This is a genomic window from Polyangium sp. y55x31 (genome assembly GCF_029946505.1).
GTDB lineage: Bacteria > Myxococcota_A > Polyangia > Polyangiales > Polyangiaceae > Polyangium.
In genome coordinates this window covers 68,343-92,197 of the sequence record NZ_JARZHG010000043.1, presented here as the reverse complement: position 1 = coordinate 92,197, position 23,855 = coordinate 68,343, and the positions used below count along the sequence as shown (strand labels likewise).

At 66.5% G+C, this 23,855-nt stretch carries 18 protein-coding genes and 1 pseudogene; 13 read left to right on the top strand and 6 right to left on the bottom strand.

What is annotated here, in order from left to right; translation table 11 throughout:
* Positions 1-123: 123 nt before the first annotated feature.
* A complete protein-coding gene (locus QHF84_RS42870; protein ID WP_281319368.1) occupies positions 124-579 on the bottom strand; it encodes a hypothetical protein in 456 nt (151 codons plus the stop codon).
* A gap of 89 nt (positions 580-668) precedes the next feature.
* Positions 669-1,964, bottom strand: a complete 1,296-nt coding sequence (locus QHF84_RS42865) for an amidohydrolase family protein (protein ID WP_281319367.1) — start codon at positions 1,962-1,964, stop codon at positions 669-671.
* 285 nt (positions 1,965-2,249) lie between these two features.
* Between QHF84_RS42865 and QHF84_RS42860 the strand changes: the two genes are divergently transcribed.
* Positions 2,250-3,038: a hypothetical protein gene (locus QHF84_RS42860; protein ID WP_281319366.1), complete on the top strand. Its 789-nt coding sequence runs from the start codon at positions 2,250-2,252 to the stop codon at positions 3,036-3,038.
* A 62-nt stretch (positions 3,039-3,100) separates the two neighbouring features.
* Here the strand turns inward: QHF84_RS42860 and QHF84_RS42855 are convergent, their stop codons facing one another.
* The 3 genes from QHF84_RS42855 to QHF84_RS42845 form a co-directional block, all read right to left on the bottom strand.
* Positions 3,101-5,308 (bottom strand): peptidase domain-containing ABC transporter, encoded by a 2,208-nt coding sequence (locus tag QHF84_RS42855; RefSeq protein WP_281319365.1) that lies wholly within the window; start codon positions 5,306-5,308, stop codon positions 3,101-3,103.
* Entirely contained in the window at positions 5,301-6,164 is an 864-nt protein-coding gene (locus QHF84_RS42850; protein WP_281319364.1) for an HlyD family efflux transporter periplasmic adaptor subunit, read from the bottom strand. Before QHF84_RS42850 ends, QHF84_RS42855 begins: the two co-directional genes overlap by 8 nt.
* A 90-nt stretch (positions 6,165-6,254) precedes the next feature.
* Positions 6,255-7,178, bottom strand: a complete 924-nt coding sequence (locus QHF84_RS42845; protein ID WP_281319363.1) for an efflux RND transporter periplasmic adaptor subunit — start codon at positions 7,176-7,178, stop codon at positions 6,255-6,257.
* Positions 7,179-7,277: 99 nt separating this feature from the next.
* Here QHF84_RS42845 and QHF84_RS42840 point away from each other — a divergent pair, with 99 nt between their 5' ends.
* The 10 genes and pseudogenes from QHF84_RS42840 (at position 7,278) to QHF84_RS42795 (ending at position 20,502) form a co-directional block, all read left to right on the top strand.
* Positions 7,278-8,792: a radical SAM protein gene (locus tag QHF84_RS42840; RefSeq protein WP_281319362.1), complete on the top strand. Its 1,515-nt coding sequence runs from the start codon at positions 7,278-7,280 to the stop codon at positions 8,790-8,792.
* A 34-nt stretch (positions 8,793-8,826) separates the two neighbouring features.
* Positions 8,827-9,039 carry a hypothetical protein gene (locus QHF84_RS42835; protein WP_281319361.1) on the top strand — a complete coding sequence of 71 codons (213 nt, stop codon included), beginning with the start codon at positions 8,827-8,829 and terminating at the stop codon, positions 9,037-9,039.
* 56 nt (positions 9,040-9,095) lie between these two features.
* On the top strand, positions 9,096-9,290 hold the full coding sequence (locus QHF84_RS42830; protein WP_281319360.1) for a hypothetical protein: 195 nt from the start codon (positions 9,096-9,098) through the stop codon (positions 9,288-9,290).
* A gap of 178 nt (positions 9,291-9,468) precedes the next feature.
* Positions 9,469-10,518: a hypothetical protein gene (locus QHF84_RS42825; RefSeq protein WP_281319359.1), complete on the top strand. Its 1,050-nt coding sequence runs from the start codon at positions 9,469-9,471 to the stop codon at positions 10,516-10,518.
* Positions 10,519-10,754: 236 nt separating this feature from the next.
* A complete protein-coding gene (locus QHF84_RS42820; RefSeq protein WP_281319358.1) occupies positions 10,755-11,981 on the top strand; it encodes a hypothetical protein in 1,227 nt (408 codons plus the stop codon).
* Positions 11,982-12,274: 293 nt separating this feature from the next.
* A complete protein-coding gene (locus QHF84_RS42815; RefSeq protein ID WP_348652931.1) occupies positions 12,275-13,327 on the top strand; it encodes an esterase in 1,053 nt (350 codons plus the stop codon).
* 12 nt (positions 13,328-13,339) lie between these two features.
* A pseudogene (locus QHF84_RS50335) lies at positions 13,340-14,197 on the top strand (acetoacetate decarboxylase family protein); the annotation flags it as partial.
* Positions 14,198-14,859: 662 nt separating this feature from the next.
* Complete coding sequence (locus tag QHF84_RS42805) at positions 14,860-16,923, top strand: patatin-like phospholipase family protein (protein WP_281319355.1); 2,064 nt, start codon at positions 14,860-14,862, stop codon at positions 16,921-16,923.
* Positions 16,920-18,689, top strand: a complete 1,770-nt coding sequence (locus tag QHF84_RS42800; RefSeq protein WP_281319354.1) for a GMC family oxidoreductase — start codon at positions 16,920-16,922, stop codon at positions 18,687-18,689. Before QHF84_RS42805 ends, QHF84_RS42800 begins: the two co-directional genes overlap by 4 nt.
* A gap of 40 nt (positions 18,690-18,729) precedes the next feature.
* Complete coding sequence (locus tag QHF84_RS42795; RefSeq protein WP_281319353.1) at positions 18,730-20,502, top strand: calcineurin; 1,773 nt, start codon at positions 18,730-18,732, stop codon at positions 20,500-20,502.
* Positions 20,503-20,559: 57 nt separating this feature from the next.
* On the opposite strand, the gene QHF84_RS42790 is transcribed toward QHF84_RS42795, so the two are convergent.
* Entirely contained in the window at positions 20,560-21,561 is a 1,002-nt protein-coding gene (locus QHF84_RS42790; RefSeq protein WP_281319352.1) for a hypothetical protein, read from the bottom strand.
* Between the two features lie 129 nt (positions 21,562-21,690).
* On the opposite strand from QHF84_RS42790, the gene QHF84_RS42785 reads away from it, so the two are divergent.
* Both QHF84_RS42785 and QHF84_RS42780 read left to right on the top strand, forming a co-directional pair.
* Positions 21,691-22,452 (top strand): hypothetical protein, encoded by a 762-nt coding sequence (locus QHF84_RS42785; protein WP_281319351.1) that lies wholly within the window; start codon positions 21,691-21,693, stop codon positions 22,450-22,452.
* Positions 22,453-22,522: 70 nt separating this feature from the next.
* Complete coding sequence (locus tag QHF84_RS42780) at positions 22,523-23,851, top strand: aminotransferase class III-fold pyridoxal phosphate-dependent enzyme (RefSeq protein ID WP_281319350.1); 1,329 nt, start codon at positions 22,523-22,525, stop codon at positions 23,849-23,851.
* Positions 23,852-23,855: the final 4 nt, after the last annotated feature.

Sequence of the window (23,855 nt, the reverse complement as noted above, 5' to 3'; positions counted from 1 at the left end):
CCAGAGCTTCCGCCGCATCGCGGTACGGTACGAGCGCCACGTCGAAAACTTCCTCGGCTTCGTCCACCTCGGATGCATCGTCGTGTACCTCAGGAGACTCCTGGACGATTTATGAGATGACTTCTAGAACAGGTGCGCCTCGGTGGGCGACATGTCGCTACAGACCCACTGCCCGCTCGAATAGGGCGGGAACGTGAGCCCGTCGCAGACCGAATACCCTCCATACCCGCCGTTGGCGCACCAGACGCAATCCCGCGGGCCCGAATCGAGCCGCACGTAGGCGTCGCCATTCGTCCCGGCGCTCGCCGGCAGGAACGCGTCGTTGCCGTTGAGCTGCACGTAGATGTTGATCTCGTTGTCCGGATACATGTCGCGGAGGTAGCCGCGGTACGCGATCGTGAGCAGGGCGTGGGCATCATAAAGATCCACGCTGTTCCGGATGAGCTCGAAGGGCCCGGTGGTGACGGTGTCGACGATGCCACACGTCGGATAGCTGGGCGGATACATCGAGGCGTCGGCCTCACGGGTCGAAAGGCCCAGCGCGAACGGAAGAGCGAGCAGGAAAATTCTGGCTTTCATGAGGATCGTCGGCGTATCGAACAACGCGGACGGCGTCAAGGGCGTGACGTCGACGCTCAGCCTAGCCGCGCCTGGGCTTTTCGGGATCGTCAGAGCTCCGCGACCCGCCCGCCCATCATCACCTTGCGGACCCCGTTGATGACGACGTTGATGTCCGCCAGAGGGTCGCCCTCGACCGCGATGATGTCGGCGTAGTAGCCCACCGCGACCTTTCCGATCTCGTGCTGGACGCCGATGCTCTCGGCTCCATGGATGGTGGCGGCGCGGAGCGCTTCGAGCGGGGTCATCCCGGCCTGCACGAACCAGGCGAGCTCCCGCGTATTTTGACCGAATCCGGTGAACACGGCGTCCGAGCCCATCGCGATCTTCACGCCCAAAAGGTGCGCCTGGGCCGTGCTGGCGAGGTTATCGCGGATGTACGCGTCGAACTTCGCCGCCAGATCGGGCGCGTAGCCGAAGAACGCGAGGTTGTCCTTGTAATACCGGTTGTGATCGATGGTCGGCACGTAGATCGTCCCCTTGTCGATCATGTTGCCGCAGTCCACCGCATCGAGGCCCTCCGGGTGCTCGATCGAATCCGGGCCGGCCATGATGGCGAGCCTGGCCGTGTCCTCGTGGTATGCGTGGATCGCGATGGGCAACCCCTCCTGGTGGGACGTCTCGACCAGCAGCTCGAGCTCGTCGAACGTGAACGTCGGCACGCATTCGAGCCTCTGGTCGCTGCACTGGTCGGCCCATACTTTCACGAGATCGGCGCCGCGCAGCACCTGGAGCTGCACCCAGCCCTTCAATTGATCGGCGGTGAACGCGCTCGGATACTTGTGATTGGAGATCCCGCCGATGGAGTTGAACATCCGCGGTCCCGGCGTCTTGCCGGACCTGATCTCGGCGCGCAGGGGGTTCAGGATGAAGTCGCCGCCGCCCTTGTCGATCGCCGTGGTGACGCCGGTCTCGAGCGTCGCCAGAGCGGCGCCGCGGGCGAGGTCCAGGAGCTTGTAGGGGTTGTTGCTCATCAGCCAGGAGGAACGGGCCCACGGGAGCGTGCCCGGCTCCTTGTCCGTCTGGTAGGTGAAGTGGACATGTGCATCGACGAGCCCGGGAAGCCCGGTGTACGCCGTCCAATCGATGACGCTGGCCCCGCACGGGATCTGCTTTTCATCGGCGCCGACGTAGCGGATCCGATCCTCGTGGATCACGACGATCGCGTTGTCGATGACGGTGCCATCCTCGGGATTGACGAGCTTGCCCAGCCGAACGGCCTTGTCGTCGCTCGTGCATTCCGTGCCGCCCGTATCGCCGGGCGGGTTCTTCTTCTCTGGGCAGCAATGGACCGTCGTGAGGATGGCGAAGGCCAGCGACGATCTTCGGAAAGCTGTTTTCCACATGGGAAAGCTCCTCCGGCCCCCGCGGCGACGACCGCCAAGCGTGGCGGAACAACTCCCGGAGCGGCAAGAACCGTACCGATCCACCCAATGGCCTTCCGAGCTTCGCCAGGCCGGCATACAAAAGGGCGCCCCGCGCGAACTGTCGCGGGCGTGCAACGACTGTCACGCTGCTATGACGGTGCAAGCGTAACGACGGCATGACACGTACGGCGAGGCGACAGGAATGAGCGCACACCGCGCGCCACGGCGTCGTCACACTCCGGGAGGCCCGGGTGATGTACGGGCGTGCAAAGCCCACTCCTGCTCCCAGTCCTGTCCCTCCTCCTCATCGCCTGCGGCGCCGCGCCGCCCGCGGCCCCGATCGATCCCTCGGCCCAGAAGGCCGGCCCACGCGCTGCCGTGCACCCGCCTGGTTGTCGTGGGTCGCAGTCGTCCGCAGCCCCGCCCGTGGCCGCCGACGCCGCCCGAGCGCGCGCCATGGCGGCCGCGCGCGCGCCGGACCACTGGGGCAAAGGCTACCGGGCGCTCCAGCCGCCGCCGGGCTTCCGCGTCGTCCCTGTATCGAGAGGCGCCGCCGCCCCCGCGGACGACGAGGAGGTCGAGACGGACATCACGCCCGCCGACCTCGTGGCGAAATTCGAATACCAGCACGAGGGCGGCGAATGGTTCTCGGTCGTCGTTCAGGTGTTCGACCACCCGGCCGCGCGGCCCGAGGGGCAGAGTCTGTTTCGTCATGCAGTCATATCGTTCGACGCGAACGGCGAGGACGTGACCGACGAGATGGAGGACGACAGTTTCAAGAACTGGTTCGACCGCGTCGCCGAGCTTCGCGACGAGAAGGGCCGCCGTATCGTGGAGTGGGCGTACGTCGAGAAAGGCTGCGAGCGCGCCGAGCTTTACGAGCGATTCATCGAGGACGGCGAGCATCTCTGGCACGTCAGCATGGAAGTCATGCCCACGGCGCCCGAGGAAGATTTGCTCCGCTGGATGGTGCTCCTCTTCGACGCGCCGCTCGCCGGCCCCGCGCCCGCGGATCGCCGCGGGCTCGCCTCTGGCAATGGGACGACACGCTGACGGATGTGTATCGAGGCGGGCGGGCCTCGTCGAGGGAAGTTGGGGCCATAGGCCCGCCGCGCTTACTCGTCCTTCTCCATCTGGGTTGCAACCAGGGACGCATACCACCCGCCGCGGGCCACGAGCTCCGCGTGGCGCCCGCGCTCCACCAGCCGGCCCTCATGCATTACGAGGATTTCATCCGCGTTCCGGATCGTGCTGAGGCGGTGCGCGATCACGATGCGCGTGCAACGAAGCTTCGCCAGCTCCTCGTTGACCCGCGCCTCCGTGACGGCATCCAGGGCGCTCGTGGCCTCGTCGAGGAGCAGGACGGACGGCTTGCGCACGAGCGCCCTGGCCAGCGCCAGGCGCTGACGCTGGCCGCCGGATAGCGAGCTGCCGCCATCCGCGAGGACGGTGTCGTAGCCAGCGGGCATCGCCGCGATATCGTCATGAAGATTCGCCTGGCGCGCCGCCGCCATGACCTCGTCCGCGGTCGCATCTGGATTTCCCAGGGCGATATTGTCACGGATGGTGGTCCCGAAGAGCGAGACCTTCTGCGTGACGATCCCGAGCTGGCTGCGTACATGACGAATATCGAGGTCCGCGAGGTTGATCCCATCATAAAGGATCTTGCCAGAGTCCGGGCGGTAGAGACCTGCGAGCAGGCAAGCCAGGGACGTCTTGCCGGAGCCCGAGCGGCCGACGATGGCGACGAACTGCCCCGGCTCGATTCGAAGCGAGACGTCGTCGACCACGAGCGGGTCGAGCGGGTTGTACCGAAAGCTCACGCGCTCGAGCTCGATGTGCCCGCGCACGCGCTTCATGGCCTTGCTCCCGGGCGCTTGCTCGGGCGGCGTCCGGCGGACATCCTCGGCTCGCTCGAGATAACAACCGAGGAGTTCGAGCTTGCTGGCATTCGACGCGAGGCTCGACAGCGGCGCGAAGACGCCTGCGGCCAGCGCATTGAGCGCGAGCATCACCCCGAGCGAGATCTTTCCGTCGAGCACCTGGATGGCCCCGACCCATAAAACCACGAGCGGGGCGCTCATGCGGAGCGTGCTGCCGAGCGCCTCCACGGCCGCGTCGAGCTTGCCTTCCGAGAGCGACGCGTTGAGCACGTCGACGAACAAATTCGACCATTGCTCCAGCGCGCGCTCCTCGGCTCCCATGGACTTGAGCGTCTCCACGTTGGCGAACATCTCGACCTGATACCCTTCGGCGCGCGCCTGTCTGGCGAGCATACGCGCGTCGAGCTCTCTGCGCTTTTTGCTGGTGAGCGCGAGGATGCCCACCTGCGCGATCCCGAACGCCAAGGCGAGCAGCCCGATTCTCCAGCTCACCAGGAACAGCAGGGCGAGGTAGCCGACGGCCATCGTCCCATCGAGGAGCGCCGACAGCATGCCGGAGGTCAGGATCTGGCGGATGAGCGTATTGCTGTTCAGCCGCATCAGGAGGTCCCCCGTCGAGCGGCGCTGAAAAAAGGCGTAGGGCAGCGCGATGAGGTGCTCCAGGAAGCTCAAGGTCATCCGCGCGTCCAGGCTCGTACGCATGTCGAGGAGGAGATGCGCCCGTACGAGCGAAGCCAGGAGGTGAAAGACCACGATGCCCGCGATTCCGATGGCCAGCACGAGCAACATGTGCAAATCGCTCCGCGGCACGACGCGGTCCACGACGGTGCCGGTCAGCAGGGGCAAAGCGAGCAGCATGGCCTGCAAGAAAAACGAGGTCGTGACGATACGCCCCCACGCGCCCGATTCGCGCAGGATGCCATGGTATCCGGACGAAGGCGTTCGCTTGCTCGCGCCCTCGGGTGGAGGGAAATGCTCGGATGGCTCGAAAACCAGCGCGACTCCCGTGAAGCTGCGGTCGACCTCGGACAGGGGCAGCCGGAGCCTGCCCGCGCCCGGATCGATGATGTCGATTCCTTTCTTCGAAACTCTCTCGAGGACGACGAAATGGTCGAATTCCCAGTGGAGGATCGACGCCGTGGGCAGGTGCCCGAGGGCCCTCGGCTCGAGCCGCACGCCGCGGCCGCGGAGCCCATGGTACCGGGCCGCGCGGAGGATTTCCCGGGCCGTCGTGCCGCCCCGGCAGAGCGCGACGAGGCTGCGCAGCTCCTCGTAAGGGACGTTCTTGCCATGGTACCCGAGCACCATGGCGAGGCAGGCAACCCCGCATTCGGTGGACGCGAGCTGCTGGATGAACGGGATGCGCTTTGCCTTTTGACCCAGGCGCGCGAGCGCCGGAAAGCGGCGGCGCGGATCTCCCGATTGCACTTCTTCATCCATGTGTCCTCCGGAGCAGCACGCGGAGACCTGGAATCAACGCAACGATCACGCGCTCCGACCGTACGCGCACTTCCGCCATGCCGCTCATCCCGTGGTAAAAACCGAAGCGCTGCCCTTCGATCTCGAACGTCGGGGACGAGGGGACCGATTCGATCAGCACGACGGGCCCCTTGATCTCGACCGTATCGCCGAGCTCCTGCCCCAGGTAACGCTGCACCTCCTGGGGGCCGATGATCTGGTTGCCGACCGAGGTGATGGTCGCCTCGATGTACGCGAAACGATACCCCCTGAGCTCGAATCGCATGGACATACCGGGGCGGAGCTGAGGCCTGTACTGGGCGGGCACGATGGCGAGAATCGAGGGCTCTCGGGTGGGGTCGAGCAGGTGGAGCACGACGTCGCCCGTCGCGACCGCTTGACCCGGGCGAATCCTGACATCCCCCACGACGCCGGCGCGGGGAGCGCGGATGAAGAGCTGCTCCATGCGCGCCTTTGCCAGGTCCTTCTGGGTCCGGAGCGCCGTGAGCGTCTGCCGTGCCTGCGCGTCGGACGGATCACGCAGGGTCTTCATGAGCTGGAGATCGAATTCGCGCTCCGCGCGCGAGAGCTCGGCTTCGGCTTGCCATGATTGAAGGCGAATCAGGAGCTCCCCGGCCGCGACACGCTGCCCCGATCGAACTGCTATGGAATGCACCGTTCCCTGGACGGTCGCCGTGAGGTCGAGCTTGCCGGGGACCCAGACGACGGCGGGGCCGGACGCATACTCGGAAATCGTGGCGAGGACGCAGAATGCGACGCTGGCAACGAGCGCTGCGACGAGGATCCGGTACGACCACGTCGTCCAGCCGGAAGGCATTCGGAGGATGTCCCCCTCGACCTGCCCCGCATTTCTCCGGAGAGCCTCGCGTCGAAAAATCCCGCGCGCGCCTCGATCCATGGTGGGACCTCACGGATCCGGCCGGAGAGAGACCTCTGCGCCTCGGCCAGCGAGCACGGCATTCTGGAGATCTCCTCCTTCGATCGTCGCCTCGACGACGACCATTCGTGAAGCCGCGTCGATCTCCGGGGCGATCCTGTCCACCTTTCCATCGAGCACGACCTCGGGCCCCCCGTCGACCGTCGCGATGCGCAGCGCGCGACCGGTGGAAAGAAGCGCGACTTCGCTCTCCTGCACGGCAAATCGAACGAACGAGGAGCGCGCCCCGACGAGCCGCACGACGGGCGTCGTCGCCGTCACGCTAGCGCCCGGATCAACGAAGCGGGCGGCGATGTATCCCTCGAAAGGCGCGGTGATTTGCAGGTCCGTCTTGCTTCTGCGGAGCTGCGCGAGCTTGGCGCGCCGCTCCTCGATCTGCGCGGAGAGGGCCTCGACGCTCGCGCGCCGGATCGCGACCTGATATCGAGCGGTCGCCACGTCCTCCCCGGTCGAGAGCCCCTCGGCGGAGAGCCCTTCGCGTCGTGCCAGGCGCTCCTCGGCCTCGGCGAGCTCCTGCTTGGCCTGCTCACGCGACAACTCCGCGCTCTTCAAGGCGGCCGCCGCCATGCGTACGTCGAAGGCGACCGAGGGTGCGTCGAGGACGGCGATCAGGCCCCCCTCGGGGACGCGATCACCGAGACGAACGGAGATCTCGCCGATCTTGCCATCGAACCTGGGCGCGATATCGACGGTCTTTCGTGAAAGGATCACCCCGACGAACCGCGCGGAGGGCCCTTCCACGCTTTCGCTCGTCGCCCCGGAGCCCGGGCTCGACGACGGCGGAGTGTCGACCTGCGCCGCGGCTTTCGCGCATTCCGGGTCGCGGCACCCGGCGTGGAGCAGCGGTAGCAGGACGAATATCGCGGCTCCGAGCTCCCTCCTCGCGACGCTCATGGCGTCGGACCATGTAAGGCGGCGCGTCGGATCCGGCCAGACGATCTCCCGGCTCCCGCTCCGGTCGCAATCGACCTAGGTACGAGCGAAAGAGGCGTCATGAACGCAACGCGAGTCGTTCGGCTGAACGTATTGCAGCAATCTCCCCATGATCTGGCGGAGGCCGAGCCGGAGGAGATGTCGAATGCGTCGAGGAGCGAGTCCTGGGTGCCCTCGCGCTTCAACGTGCACGCGACGACCGAGGACGGGCGGTTGATCCTGTGGAATACGCTGAGCACGGCGATCAGCGTCTTCAAGCCCGAGCAGGTGCCGCACGTGCTCACGTTGCTCAAGGCTCCGGGGTTCGAGTCGCGTCGCGAGGGGCTCGCGGGGTACCTCGTGGAGCGCGGATTTCTGGTCCGGAAGGGAATGGACGAATACCGCAAGTTCCTCCTCGCCTTCGGCCAGCAGCATTATCGGACGGACAGACTCGAACTCTTCGTGCTCTCGTCCGAGGACTGCAACTTCCGGTGTACGTATTGCTACGAGGATTTCGCGCGCGGGACGATGCGCCCGGGGGTGCGAAATGGCATCAAGCGGCTGGTCGAGAAGCGGATCGAGGAGCTCCTGACGCTGGACATCCGGTGGTTTGGCGGCGAGCCGCTGTACGGCTGGGAGGCCGTCGAGGACCTCGGGCCTTTCCTCTCCGACATCGCGGAGAAGCACGGGGTCGCGTACCGGAGCCACATGACGACGAATGCTTATTTGCTCACGCCCGAGGTCGCGGAGAAGCTGCTCGCCTGGCGAGTGAACGCATTTCAAATCACGCTCGACGGCGTCGCCGCGACCCACGACTGCAGCCGGCCGACGCGGGATGGGCAAGGGAGCTTCGCGACGATCTTCCAGAACCTCGAAGCGCTTTCGCAGCGGCGTGACGAGTTCTCCGTCACGCTGCGGGTCAACTTCGACAAGAACAACCATCCCCACCTCGAGGAGCTGTTCGAGCTCGTGGAAAAGACGTTCCACGGGGATCCTCGTTTCACCCTCGATTTCCATGCCGTGGGGCGCTGGGGGGGTCCGAACGATCCCGAGCTCGAGGTGTGCGGCGACGACGAGCGCGACACGGTGCAACGCGCGCTGAAGGCGATGGCGCATCGACACGGCTTGAAGTTCTCCACCTTGAAGGACGTGAACTTCCTCGGCGGGCAGGTTTGTTATGCCGCGCGCCCGTTCAACTTGATCATCGGCGCGAGCGGCAAGGTCATGAAATGCACCGTCGTGCTCGACAAGGACGAGAACAACGTCGTAGGCCGCCTCCACGAGGACGGCCGGCTGGAGCTCGACGACGATCGGATGGCGTTGTGGACCGAGCCCGCATTCCAGCGCGACTCGCAATGCCAGAAATGTGCGGTGCTGCCGAGCTGCCAGGGCATCTCGTGCCCCTTGCCGCGCATCACGGACGACGCGCGCCCGTGTGTCCCCACGCGGACCCATTCGAAGAGCGAGCTCTTCGAGCTGCTCGAATACCCGACGCGCAAGGCGCGGGTCCGCGGGGTCGCGGAGACGACGGGGACGCCGGCGCGCGACAAAGAGCAAATCGAGCCCACGGGCGATGGGCGTCCGGGGACTCGATGAGCCCCGCATCGCGGGTCTGCAGAGGAGGAAATACATGTCCGACAAAGAGAAAAGCACGAACGAGAACCTGTCGACGGAGGACGCGGTCCAGCTCGAAATCACGGAGCTCGACGATCTCGATCTCGCCGCTGTGACAGGCGGCAGCGAAGACGGCGAGAACGTCGGGGAGGCGGAGCTTCCGGCGACCAGCAATCGCGGTTGTGGCGCCAATCGTAGCTGCACGATCGTCGTGAGGCGGCCGAGGTAAACGCCGAGAGTGGCCTGCACATGGGCAGGTGATGGGAAGGGAGGGAGGGAGGGAGTATGTCCGAGGAAAAGAAGCGCCCGAACGAGAAGGTGCCGACGGAGGAAGCGATCGAGATCGAGATCGCAGAGCTCGACGATCTCGATCTCGCGGGGGTGGCCGGCGGCAGCGAGGGGAATGTGGCGGAGGCGGTTCTCGCCACCGACTGTGGTTGCAGGGGCGGCAGTTGCAGCGCCAACGGAGTTTGTAGGTGATCGCGGGAGCGGTTGCGCGTGGGACCACGCCAGCCGCTTCTTTCAATTTCACCCTTTGCCGAAGGAGCTCTCCAGCATGGATGCCCGCGACGCATGGCTCCCCCCCGATACAATCGCAGAACAGGGGAGAGTACGGCGCCCGCCGCTCCGCGCGTGGGCGTCCGATTTGATCGGCAAGATGAATACGCTGGAGCCGGACGAAGCGGGATGGCCGCGCATCGAGGAGTGCAGCAACAACACCGGGCTCATCGAGGTCTACCGGGGTCGCCCGGACGCGGCGGCAGGGGTTTGCGCGCGGCAACTGGATTGGGCCGGGCGCCTGGTCGGGCGGCACGGCATCATGGCTGCCGGGGAGCACCTGATCCAGCCCTGGATCAACGTCGGCAGGCTACGCCGCATCGCTGGAGATCACGAGACCGCGCTCGCCCATTTCGCGCTCGTAGCTGACACCCTTTCGGGCAGGCCCGTACGGCTGGGCAACGTGGAGATCGACGCCGCGTCGTGGCAAGCGCTCGTCCGGCATCGATCGTTATTCGACCTACTCAAAAACGTGTACGTCGTCGACTCGGTCAAGACGTATTTCGCCGCCCGAGATCTCGAAGGCGCCCTCGATTGCTTGCGCCGGGCGCGCTCGCTCTGCGGCGAAGAGCCATTTCCCCTGCTGGAAGAGATGGAGCTCCTCACGCTCGCCAAGCTGAAGAAATTCGAGGAGGCAGCCGCTCTGCTCCAAAGCAATGCCTGGAACATCAGCGGATTTCACAAGCTCCTGCGGGTCACCTACCGCGTGGGTCTGCATGCTGCGTCGGGTGAGCTGCCCCGGTGCCAGCGCCTCACGGAGGATCTCGCGGCCCGCGTGCTCTGCATGCGCGGTCTCGCCGAGCCCGACGATCCATGCGTGCTGCGATACCTCCATTACCTCGGCGGCCTCGCCTCGCGACTCGGGCTCGACGAACGCGCAGCGCAGATCTTTCGCCTGGGCCTCGGGGCCGCCGAGCACCTGGACGATGTGCCGTGCCGCCTCGCCTTCCTCGACGCGCTCATCGACGCGGACGCCCTGGACCGCAATGCGCTCGAGGACGCGCGCGCCGCGCTCCTCGACGATTGCCTCTACGTCTCGTTGCTGAAGGCGCGGGGCATGACGGTCGACCCCGCGGCCCTCTCCGATCCCGTCTTCGACGAGCTCCATGCGAAGCTCGAACGCGCCACGGAGGATCGAGAGGGCGTGTAGATCGAAGAGACCCCGAGCCGAGACGTCAGGGCGAGCGCGTCGAGGGACCAGCGATTGCGGCGCAAGCTCGCACCGTCGCGGTCGAGTGACGGCTCGTCCGCTGCCGAATGTCCGCCAAGCCGCGCACGAGGGGCGTGGTTCCCCGCGCTGGGGGCTTGCGGACGACCTCACTCCACGTATCCTTTGATTTGGTTTTTCGTGAACCGCGCCGACCTGACGGTCTCGAGGTCCCTGCCATGAAGAGCCAAAGAAGCCATATCGTCCTCGTGCCCGGGTTCGGCGGCTTCGACGTGCTCGGCTCGCTGCGGTATTACCACGGCGTCACCGAGGTGCTCCGCGCGGCTGGGCTCGTCGTGCACTACTTTCCCAACCTGCCCTTGGCCAGCGTCGACACGCGAGCCAGGGCGCTCAGGGAATGGCTCATCGAGCTGCAGCGGCGGGGCATCTTCGAGGACGGGGACGATTTGCATCTCGTCGGCCATTCGACCGGAGGGCTGGACCTCCGCATGCTGCTCCACGACCTTGCCGCGGATCCGCGCGACGATGGGCCACGCCGTGGACTGCTCGACGCCGTCCGGACGGCGCAGTTCTTGTCGACGCCCCATTGCGGGACCAACCTCGCCTTCTGGACGAACGGCTGGCTGACGAGGTTCCTCTTTGCCCACGCCATCCTGGGCACCTCCTATGGCACGACACGCGCGCTCGGGGAACAGGGGCTCGGCCGCTATGGTCAGCTCCTCCGGCGCGTCCTCCGGAGCGACGAAGAGCCCGATTGGATCGACGCCATCGTCGACACCATGGCGCTCTGCTACCCCTGCGACGATCCGCTCAAGCGGGCCCGCGCGCGCGCCTCGTACTTCGATTTGCTCAAATGGCTACGCAATGCGATGCGCGACCAATCCGTCATGGGAGATCTCGATCCCGAGCCCGGCAAGGTCGTGTCCACGAGCCCGGCGCATTGGGAGGGCCGGTCGGAGGCAAAAGACGAGCAGGTCCTCTTCGCCAAGCACGAGATCCGGGTCCGCTCCATCGTGACCGTCGCGCCCCCGCCGAGCGGGGCATTGCCGCGGAACGTGTACGAACTTTGTTATGCCTTGACGTCCCTCGACGGCTCGAACCGGATTGCGAGCCGTGCCTCCGTTCGCATCCCGAAGCTCTTCGAGCCGAACGAGACGATGCTGCTCCGGCCATCCGACAACGACGGGATCGTGAACAGCATCTCCATGATCTGGCCGTACGAGGAAGCGAGCTTCGCCGTGGAGGGAGATCACGGAGACGTGATGGGGCATTTCCGCAGCCCCTCCGCAGACGAACGGAAGCACGAGCGCGAGGACGATCGCACATACGATCTCTTCCAATCCGGCTCGTGCTTCGACGAGGCGTCGTTCCGCACGCTCTGGAATGGGATCGCCCTCTTCGCGCGGGAATGCGGCCAAAGCGGCGCTGCCTTGCGCGCCGCATAAGCGAGCCGGGATGGCGGCGCGCGCCCGCTCCGGGCCACAGGCCAGGAGACCACCGCGCTGTGCCTGAACGTGTGCGCGCCACGGCGCCCTCACCCCATTGACCCGGTGGGGATGTCACGCCATGTCGGTGCAGGAAGGTGTAGCAAGGGGAGCATTCTCCCACCAGGCGCTGGCTGACTGGCAGAGGTGCCGGTCGGATGGCCCGGGAGGGGTTTGCTCCTCGGTCCATTCGCCCAAGCGTGCGAGGGCTCCATTGAATGCCGTGCGCCCGAGCGCAAGGAGCATGGTCTCGTATGCAAACCGCCTCATCCCCTGCACACCGCTACAGGGAGCGCACGGTACCGTTTCTGGCCAGGGACGGGCGACCGCTCAATCTGGTTCACGTTCGGGGTGACGAGGAGCCTCGGAAGGGTCCCGTGGTGCTCGTCCATGGAGCGGGCGTACGCGCCAACATCTTCCGCGCGCCCGTCGAGCAGAGCATCGTCGATGCGCTCGTGGCCGACGGTTACGATGTGTGGCTGGAAAACTGGCGCGCGAGCATCGATCTCGAGCCCACCGAGTGGACGCTCGATCAGGCCGCCGTCTTCGACCACCCGAGCGCCATCCAAACGATCGTCCGGGAGACGGGCCGCGACGAGGTGAAGGCGATCATTCACTGCCAGGGCTCGACGAGCTTCATGCTGTCGGCGGTGGCCGGGCTCGTCCCGGAGGTGAAGGTCATCGTCACCAATGCCGTGTCCTTGCACCCCGTGGTGCCGCGCGCCTCGCAATGGAAATTGAGATATACCGTCCCCGTCGTGTCGCACATGACGGATTATATCGATCCGCAATGGGGCGTCTCGGTGCACGGCTTCACGCCCAGGGCCATCACCATGTTCGTGAAGGCCAGCCACCACGAGTGCGACAACCTCGTGTGCAAGCTGGCGAGCTTCACCTATGGCACGGGGCGCCCGACGCTCTGGCGGCACGAGAACCTCAACGTCGAGACGCACGAATGGCTGAAGAACGAGTTCGCCAAGGTGCCGCTCACGTTTTTTCAGCAAATGAACGCGTGCGTGCGCGCAGGACACCTGGTGCCGGTCGAGGGCTACCGGGAGTTACCCGAGGACGTGGCCGAGCGCCCGCCGGAGACGGACGCCCGCTTCGTATTCTTCGCCGGGGAACGCAACGTGTGTTTCCTGCCCGAGAGCCAGCGGCGCACGTACGAGCACATGTCGCGCCGCAGGCCCGGCCATCACGCGCTGCACGTGCTTCCAGGTTATGGCCATCTCGACGTCTTCATGGGCAAGCACGCTGCCCGAGACGTGTTCCCCCTCATTCTCGCCGAATTGGACAGGCCGGTGTGAAGGAGCAAAGCCATGTGGCTCATGCCAGAACGAATCAAGCAGCAGACGGGGCGTTATTCGCGGGTCGATGGCATCCCCTATGAGTTGCCCATCAACTCCCAGTCGTCGCCGGCCCTGATGGCGGCGTTCACGATCGACGCACGGAAGGCCGCCGAGCTGCTGCCCGGCAACGAGGTCCACCCGCTCCGGCTATGGGGCAACAAGGGCGTCCTGTTCGTCACGGTCGTCGATTATCGCGAGACCGACATCGGCCCCTACATCGAGTTCAGCCTCGCCATCGCATGCACCTACGGGACGGAGCCCGCGCCCCCGCTGCTGCCGCTCTTGTTTCAGAAGCATTACCGGCTGGGGCAATACGTGATGGACCTGCCGGTGAGCACGGAGATCTCCGTGAAGGGCGGCAAGGGTATCTGGGGCATGCCCAAGCACCAGGCCAACCTGGACTTCCGCATCGACGAGCACACGGTCAGCAGCCAGTACGACAAGGATGGCCAGTTCGCGGTGCGCATCGAGATCGAAAGGCCCCCGCGGACCCGGCTCTCCCTGCGCGCGAGCGCGGCCAACTATTGCCAGTTCCGCGGCATGCTGATGAAGTCCTACATCTATTTCCACGGGAAATTCGGGTTCCGCTTGGGGCGCCGCGCCTCGGCCCGGCTCACCATCGGGGACCACCCGCGCGTGCAGCCGCTCCGGACGCTCGGAATCTCGTCGAAGCCGTTTTTCGTGGGCTTCTTCCCGGCGTCGAGCGGCGTGCTGGACGACCACTTCGAGTGCTGGTTCCTCAGTTACCCGAGCCTCCCCGCCGCGCAGCCGGAGGGGATGGAGAGCGTGGTGGGCCTCGGCCTGAGCCAGCAATGGCTGCCGCCTCCGCGTGAGCCCGCGCTCGGGGCGCCCCCCATGCCCGAAGCACCCCAGGCCCTCGAAGCGCCCGAGCCGCGCCGGCGCATCGGGAAGACCGTCGGCGCAGAAACGCACGCATTCAGGAGCGTGGTGTTGCGCACGCTCAATGCATGCCTCTTGTTCCTGTGCGCCTCGATGTACCTCGGGACCGGCTGGTCGCTGGTGCTGTTCACGTTCCCTATCGCGCCCCAGCTCACCGTGGACAACTATTACCTCGAATTCGTACCGCAGGTGACGGCAGCCACCCATTTCTTCACCTGGATGACCCTGGTCATGCTGCTGTCCTCGGGGGCGCTGTTCATCGAGGAGCGTCGCTCGCGGCTGCGCTGGTATCCGGCCGTCGTTTTCCTGGGCGTCGTGGCGGCCACGCTGCTCACCCGGTTCGTCATCTTCCGATACAATGCGGAAATGGCCGCGGGGATCGTCGATCCCGGGCGCCTCGCCGAGGTGCTCGCCGCGTGGATGACCACCAATCGCATTCGCGTGGGGCTGTGGACGGTCCAGTGGCTGGCGATGATGTGCTACTTCGCGCACAAGGTGCTGCGGGCGGAGCGGCCGACGCGCCTGGAAGCGAAAAAGCCAACGACCGCCGGGCCCAAACCCCATCGCTGGGTGGAGGCGGAGGTCCGGCCATGAAAGCGCGGGCCGAGTCATGGCTGCGCTGGCTCCTCGGGGCCATCGGCTTGGCCACGGTGGTGAGCGGCGCGGTGCAGCTCGTCGCCCCAGGCTTCGTGCTCGGGGTCATTGGTGGCGCGTCGACCCCGACGAGCCGCCATTTCTTCGGCATCGTGGGCATGTTCATGGTCCTCTTCGGCGGCATGCTGCTCGAGGCGCTTTTGCGCCCGAAGGAGAGATCGTCCGCCTTCTTGTGGGTCGGTTTGCAGAAGGCATGTGCATGCGCGGCGGTGGGCCTGGGGGTTCTCCGAGGGCTCTTTTCGCCGATGGCGCTCGGCGTCGCTGGCTTCGACCTCGTCTCCGCGGCATTGGTGTTCGGTTACCTTGGCGTGCTGCGCCGCCCCGCGCGAAAAGAGGTGGTCTACAAGCGCCCGCCCGTGGCGCCCTCCGCCGAGGAGCCACGCCCCTCGGCGCTACCCGTCGCCGCGGCGCCCGCGGCGGATGGACGAAAACGAGCGCTCATCCTGGCCGGCGGCGGAATGCGAGTCGCCTGGCAGGCGGGGGTCCTCCGCGCGCTCGACGATGCTGGAATCACCTTCACGCACGCCGACGGCACCTCGGGCGGCATCATCAACCTGGCCATGCTGCTGTCCGGTCAATCGCCCGTGGAGATGTGCAATCGCTGGCGAACCCTGCACGTGAAGGACTTCGTCTCCTTCGTCTCTCCGGAGAAATACCTCGAGGCGTGGAACATGGAGGCGCTCGGCGACGCCGACGGTATCGTCGAGCGCGTCTTCCCGCACCTCGGGATCGACGTCGACGCCATCCGGGCGAGCACCACGCTGACGGGCACGTTCAATGTCTGCGACTTCGCACGCAAGACGAACGAGGCCATCCCCCATACCCGGGTGGATCGAGATCTGCTGGTGGCAGGCATTTCGCTGCCCATTTTCATGCCCCCCGTCCGCGAGGGCGGGAGGCTCTACATGGATTCCGTCTGGATCCAGGACGCCAACCTGCTCGAAGCGGTGCGGCGAGGGGCCGACGAATTGTGGGTGTTGTGGTGCATCGCCAACACGCCCACCTACGCGCGCGGCGTGTTCCACCAGTATGTCCACATGATCGAGCTGAGCGCCAACGGCGCTCTTTTCGAGCAGCTCGAACGCCTCCAGGAGATCAACGACCGCATCCGGGCCGGCGAAGAGGTATGGGGCCACCGCCGGCCCATCGTGGTCCACCTCATCAAGCCCGAACAACCCCTGCCCCTCGATCCAGAGTTTTACGCCGGGCACATCACCGCAGGCTCGCTCATCGACATGGGATATGCGGACGCCTGTCGATATCTGCAAACGCGCGCCGAGCAGGGCCTACCCCTCACACCGGAGATCACGCAAATGTACCCATCCGGACCCGACCTCACCTTCCGCGAGACCATGTCCGGCCCGCTGGCGCTCGGAGAGACCGATCCCGTCGCCGGTGCCGATAAAAAAGGGGCCGAGCCTTTCACCTTCCACGCCACCATCAGCGTGGACGACATGGCTGCATTCATCCAGGATCCGCAACACGCGGCGCGGCTCGTGGCGCACGTCTCCTACCCCCCGTTCGGGGACGACATCCCCGTGAAGCGTGGGAGCTTCAATCTATTCAGGTCGGGTGACGCCCCGAATACCCGGCTGATGACCTACGGCATGGCGTTCGACCACCAGGGCCGCGCCTATTACCTGGCCGGCACCAAGACCATTCGCGACGACGCGGGACCCGACCTGTGGCGCGACACCACCCGACTCTATTGCCACCTTCACGAGGGCCCGGACGAACGTGGTCCGGTGGTGGGCGCCGGTGTCCTCGAGCTCGGCATGCGCGACGTGCTCGACCTGGTATCCAGCATGCGCTCGTCCCGTGGCGAAGGTGAAGGGATGAAGGCGGTGGCACGCTTCGGCCAGTTCTTCTTCGGCACCCTCTGGGACGTCTATGCGCCGCTCGCCAAGGAGCGCGAGGAAAAGGAGCGCGAGGAAAAAGGGCGCGAGGCTCCGAAGCAGGATGCCTCGGGCGCTCCGGGAGGAAAAGGGGCCTCGTCATGAATGCGCGACGTGAACATTTCGACGTCATCATCGTCGGCTCCGGCTTCGGCGGCTCGGTGATGGCCTACCGCCTGGCGGAGGCCGGCCTGCGCGTCTGCGTGCTCGAGCGCGGCAAGGCTTACCCTCCGGGCTCCTTCCCCCGCAGCCCGCACGCCATGCGCCACAACTTCTGGGACCCGAGCGAGGGGCTCCACGGGCTCTTCAACCTATGGTCCTTCCGGGGGCTCGGCGGCGTCGTGGCGAGCGGGCTCGGCGGCGGCTCGCTCATCTACGCCAACGTCCTCCTGCGCAAAGACGAAAAGACATTCATTCACGAGAACCTGAACGACGGCGGCTACGAAGATTGGCCCGTCACGCGCGCCGACCTGGAACCGCATTACGACGCCGTGGAGAAGATGCTCGACGCCCACCGCTATCCGTTCGAGCACGAGCCCTACCGGCACACGCCGAAGACGATCGCGATGAAGCTCGCCGCCGAGCGGATGGGGCGCGCAAAGGATTGGCAGCTTCCCCCGCTGGCAGTGACCTTCGCCAACCCCGGCAAGCACCTGCCCACGCTGCCCGTGCCCGGCGAGCCCATCGAGGAGCCCTACCCCAACCTGCACGGCCGCACGCGCACCACCTGCCGGCTGTGCGGAGAGTGCGACATTGGTTGCAACTTCGGGAGCAAGAACACCCTCGATTACACGTACCTGTCGGCGGCGAAGCGCCTCGGTGCGGACATCCGCGTGCGGCGCGAGGTGAAGTCATTCTGGTACGAGGATGGGGAGTACATCGTCGAATGCGTGGATTACACGGGCGTGCAGGAAGACGAGCGACCCGAGGTGCCCACCTCGAAGATGCCCCGCGAGGCGCTCTCGGCTGACCGGCTCGTCCTCGCGGCCGGGACCTTCGGGACGACCTATCTCTTGCTGCGCAACCGGCATGCATTTCCAGGCCTGAGCAAGCAGCTCGGGACGAGGTTTTGCGGCAACGGCGACCTTCTCGGCTTCCTCCGCAAGTGCACCGATAGCAGCGCGGGAAAACGCGCGCCGCGCTTCCTGGACGGCGGCCACGGCCCGGTCATCACCAGCGCCCTCCACGTCCACGACGGGGACGCGCCGGAGGGAGGCGACGGCCACGATTACTACATCGAGGACGCCGGCTATCCGGAGTTCGTCAACTGGCTCTACGAGGGCAGCAATCAGCTCGCGTTGCTGCGCCGCTTCAGCCGGCTCGGTCATCGGCTCGTGAAGGGCTGGCTGGGGCTCACCGCGGACAGCGACGTGAGCGAAGAGATCGCCGAGGTGCTCGGCGATTGCATCGGCTCGGCCACCTCGATGCCGCTCCTCGCGATGGGCCGTGACACGCCCAATGGTCGAATGACCCTGACCAAGGACGGGATGCTCGACGTCGCCTGGACGATGCGGGACTCGTACCGCTATTTCGAGGATGTCCGGCACACCATGGCGGAAATGGCGCACGTGCTCGAGGGGCGGCTCTTGCAGAACCCGCTCAGCTACCTCAGCCGCGTCATCACCGTGCACCCGCTCGGAGGCTGCCCCATGGGGAACGACGAGACCGTGGGCGTGGTGAACGCCGAGGGCGAGGCCTTCGGACAACCTGGGTTGTACGTGGCGGATGGATCGGTGATGCCAGGGCCGACGGGCGCCAATCCCTCCCTCACCATTGCCGCCATGGCCGACCGCTTCGCCGACCGCCTCCTCGAACGGTATCGCCGCGTGCCGCCCAACCGAGAGAGCCCACGGACGAGCGTCCACCCATGACCGGCGAACGGGGGATCTCCATGCACGAGGTCGGCGATCCATGAAGAACACGGCGCGTCCACCGGGACGGCGAATGGTGAGCTGGTTCGACCCGATCATGCTCGTCATGATGGCCTTGCGGGCCGCCTTCTCCGCGCTGATTGGAAGACAGGCGGATCGGCGGCTGCTCGACGCGCTCGAGGCTCCGATGGTGGAGCCCAGTGACTTCTCCGTCGACGCGACCGGCAGGCCCCGCGAGGAGCTCTGGTTCGATTACGTCGCGGATCTGGGCGACGGGTGGAATTCCACGTATTCGGTCGCCCTCGCAGTCTCGCGAAAGACCCTCACGCTGCGGGACGCGGCGGGTTCAGTGTACGAAACGAGCGGCGGCGAAATTCTCGTCTTCGGTGGGGACGCCGTGTATCCGGTGGCGAGCGTGAACGGCTACGAGCAGCGGACCCTCCGGCCTTACGCGGCCGCGCTGCGCGGGCAGCGGCCACCGCCGCACCTGTTCGCCATTCCAGGCAATCACGACTGGTACGACGGCCTGACCTCGTTCGTCCGTTTGTTTTGCCAGACCCGCCATCCGGCCGGCTTCCCGACGCGGCAGCGCCGGAGCTACTTCGCCGTGAAGCTGCCGCACGGCTGGTGGCTCCTCGGCACGGACATGCAGCTCGAATCGGACATCGACGCGCCGCAAGTTCGCTACTTCCAGGCCATCGCGGCCCTGATGCGCGAGGAGGACCGGATCATCCTGTGCCACGCGGAGCCCGCTTGGCTCTGTCCGCAGGTGAGGCCGCCGGGCGACCGGACCGACCTCGAGAACAACGTCGAGTTCCTCCAGAGCAGGGTGCTCGGCAAGAAGGTGAGCGTCTTTCTCGCCGGCGATCTGCACCATTACCGACGGCATGAAAATCCCGAGGGGCGCCAGAAGATCATCGCCGGGGGCGGCGGGGCATTCTTGCATCCGACGCACATCCCCAGGAAGGAGCAGCCGCTGGCGGATGACTTCACCCCGCGCGCGTGCTTCCCGAGCGTCGCGGCGTCACGGCGGATTTGCTGGCGAAACCTCGGGTTTCTGTGGAAAAACCCCAGATTCGGGGTCTTCACGGGTATCGTCTACGTGCTCCTGGCATGGCCTCTCATGAAAGGCGCCGGCGCCGGCTGCGCGCCCGGGGCTCCTTCGCCGATGCGGGGCGCGGCGCTCCTCGATCCGGTCTTTTTGCTCGTCACGGCGGCGCTGACGTTGTGCCTCGTCGGCTTCGCCGATCGCCGTTTCGGCCGCTTTCGTGGACCCGCGGGGCTCTTGCACGGCCTCACGCATTCAACCGCGGCGATCCTCATCGCCTGGGGCACCACGCGGATCACACGCTCCGTCCCCGGCCTTCCGTTCCCGAGCCCCCAACGAGACCTGCTCGACGTCGCGCTGCTCTTCTTCGGCGGATTCCTGATGGGCCCGACCATCATGGGCATTTATCTGCTCGTCTCGCTCAACGGCTTCGGTGCCCACCCGAACGAGGCATTTTCGTCGTTGTCGATTCCGGACTGGAAGAACTTCCTCCGCATCCACATCGATCGGGATGGACGCTTATGGATCTTCCCCATCGGGATCCGGCGGGTGCCGCGTGCATGGAGGCCGGCAACGTCCGTCGAGGAACCGGAATGGGTGGCCGACGCCAAGGACCGGCGCGCCACCCCCCCAGCGCTCATCGAGCCGCCGATCGTCGTCGAAACCTCGGAGGCGTGTCCGGCGACCACGGCACCGCCCCGCGACGCTCCCCATCGCCCGATCGTCGAGCAGGCGGCTCGGGGCGGCTCGCGGCGAGCTGCGTGATTTCAGGAAACGGTATACGTCGAGCGACCCCGCGCCGGTCTCCCCGGCGCGCTCCCGTCAGAACGCACAAACCTCATCCGAGATTTGCACCGTGCACACCATGTTGTCGCACCGAAGCGTCCCGAGGCAGTTGTCGCCGTCCATGCACGCCTCGCCCTCGATCGCGCGCCGCTTGCACGTCCCGTTGTCGCAGAATGCGTACGCCAGGCACTTGCTGTCGTCGGTGCAGGGCATCCCATCGCCCGGGAGCTGCGTGCATTTCCGATCCGTCGGGTGGCAATAATCGTCGAACCGGAAGCACGCGCCCTGCTGCAGCGAGGGGTTGCATTGCCCGCCGCGGTTTTGCAGGAGGTAACAGGTCTGCGGATTGCCGCCGACGTCGCAGCGCATCCCGTCCTTGCATTGGTCGACCGCGTCGCACGCCTCGCCGTTGTCCTTGCGCGCCTTGCAGGTGAATGGCATCGCCGCCTGATCGCAATAAGCCGATTCGACGCACGGCTTGTCCGTGCAATCGCCGCCCACCGCCACGAGCGCCGGCCGCTTCGTGCACACGCCGAGCGTGCAAACGCCGCCGCCCGTGGGCATCGACGTATCGCAGAAGCTGTCGCCCGCGCACTCCTCCGCGAGCAGGCACGCTTCCCCTTCGGGCACGGTGCCGACGAACATGTTCGCGCACGCGTCGGAGACGCCCTTCTGCGCCGACGCGCGCGTGTCGCAAGCGTACGCGCGGATCGCCTCGACGCACGCGCGGCCCGCGGTCGGGTCGTAGGTCACGCGGCCGAGCACCGCGTCCGTCAGGAGCTGGAGTGTCTCTTGCGCGTCGCCCTGCGTCGCGTCGCACGTGGCCTTGTCCGGCGTGTAGCCGCAACGCACGTGTTGCTCGCACGTCGCCTGCGCGAGCTCGTCACGCAGCGCGTCGAGCGGGATCGGCCCGGGGCCCGCCGGAGGTTCGTCGCCGCACGCGGCGAGCGGCGCGGCGAGGAGCAAGAGCGCCGAGAGCCGAAAGGCAAGCCCGGTCGTGATGTGAGGCAAAGGGAAAGAACGTGAGTGGTTTTGCATGATGCGCGAGTGTACCGGCCTCCGCGCCCCGGAAAAGGTTTTCCGCGCGGGCTCGGGCTGGAGTAGCTTCCTCGAACCACGTCCGTCAACGCTTGGGGCTGCGCCCCAAACCCCAGGAGGTCTTCCCCCATGGTTCGCTCCCTCGCCGCCCTCACCTTCGCGCTCGCACTCTTGCCGGCCTGCGGCCCGGCCAAGGAACCCGAAACGCCCGAAGGCGGTGAAGGCGCTGCGAAGGAGCCCGCCGCGCAAGAGTCGAAGCCCGCGGAAGAGGCGCCCGCCGCCGAGGCGAAGCCCGAAGGCGAGGCGCCCGCCGCCGAGGCGAAGGCGCCCGAGCGCAAGCCCGCCGAGGCGAAGGCGCTGAGCGAGTCGGAGTCGCTCGCGAAGGAGATCATCAAGGGCGGCGGCCGGCGCATCGGCTGGTCCGCGTCGAAGAAGCTCTTCGTCGTGCCGATGGAGAAGCGCACGGAGTCGACCGGCAGCCTCGACATCCACTTCTACGGAGAAGACGGGCAGAGCCGCGATCCGATGCGCGTCTGTCAGCCGGGCGAGTGCGAGGAGCACCTCGACGAGAAGGTCGCGGAGATCCTGCCGAAGCTCGCGCAGAAGCTCGAAGAAGGTCAGTTCGTGGCGATCCGCAGCATCGGCTGGCCGGACAACCGCGACGATCTCGACGTGTCGAGCCTCTCGATGAAGCTCAAGTGGTCGAAGGGCAAGATCGAGGGCGTGAAGGAAGGGCAAAAGCCGGTCGCGTTCACGGCCGTCGGCGGCAAGCTCGACATCTCGGCGCTGAAGGCGATCTACATCGTGCCCGAGTCGAAGCTCATCGGCGTCTTCGGCACGCCCGCGAAGCCGGGCTTCGTCCAGACCTTCCACGTCGTCAAGATGCCCTGACGAGCCGGAAACGGGCCTCACCAAAAACCGTCGTTCCGTCGCGCTTCTTGATGTCCTAGGATGCGCGGTCATGACCGACGACATCTCCGAGCTCACGGCGAGGCATACCTACGGCACCTGGCGCGCACAGCGCGGGTGGAAGCCTCTGCACGTCACGAAGGCCGAGGGCTGCCATTTCTGGGACGCCTCCGGCAAACGATACCTGGATTTCTCGTCGCAGCTCGTCTGCTCGAACCTCGGCCACCAGAATCAGGCGGTCATCGACGCCATTTGCGCGCAGGCCAAGGAGCTCGCGTTCATCGGCCCCTCGTACACGTGCGACGTCCGCGCGAAGGCCGCGCTGAAGCTGCTCGAAGTGCTGCCGAAGGGCCTCGACAAGATGTTCTTCGCCACCTCCGGCACCGAGGCGAACGAGGCCGCCATCAAGATCGCCCGGCTCTACACGGGCAAACACAAGATCATCGCCCGCTACACCTCGTACCACGGCTCGACCGCGGGCTCGGTCGCCGCGACCGGTGACCTGCGCCGCTGGTTCGTGGAGCCGACGGGGAAGATCCCCGGCGTCATTTTCGGGCCCGAGGCGAATTGTTATCGCTGCCCGCTCCAGCAAAAGCAGGACAGCTGCCGCACGGCCTGCGCCGATTACCTCGCGTACATGATCGACCACGACGAGAACGTGGCCGCCATCCTCGTCGAGCCGATCGTCGGGACGAACGGCGTGCTCGTGCCGCCCCCGGACTACCTGCCGAAGCTCGCCGAGCACGCGAAGAAGCGCGGCGTCCTGCTCATCGCCGACGAGGTGATGACGGGCTGGGGCCGCACGGGCAAGTGGTTCGCCGTGGAGCACTGGGGCGTGACGCCCGACATCCTGACGACGGCGAAGGGCGTGACGAACGCCGCGGTGCCGCTCGGCGTGGTCGCGACGAGCCGCGCGATCGCCGATTACTTCGAGGACAACTACTTCGCGCACGGCCATACCTACGAGGCGCACCCGCTCACGCTCGCGCCCGCGATCGCGGCGATCGACGAGTACAAGCGGCTCGATCTCATCGAGCGCTCGGCGAAGATGGGCGAGCTGCTCGGCCAGAAGCTCAAGGCGCTCGCCGAGAAGCACCCGTCGGTCGGCGACGTGCGTGGCCTCGGCCTCTTCTGGGCCGTCGAGCTCGTCAAGGACCGCACGACGAAGGAGCCGTTCAACACGCCGCAGGACAAGGCGCAACGCAAGCCCCTGGTCATCGACGCGGTCGCCGCCGAGATGACGAAGCGCGGGGTCACGGTGCTCGCGTGGGTGAGCCACCTCGTGATCGCGCCGCCGCTCATCGTGACCGAGGAGGAGCTCGACGAGGGCATCGCCGCGCTCGACGCCGCGCTCTCCATCGCGGACCAGAAGATCGCGTAACCAA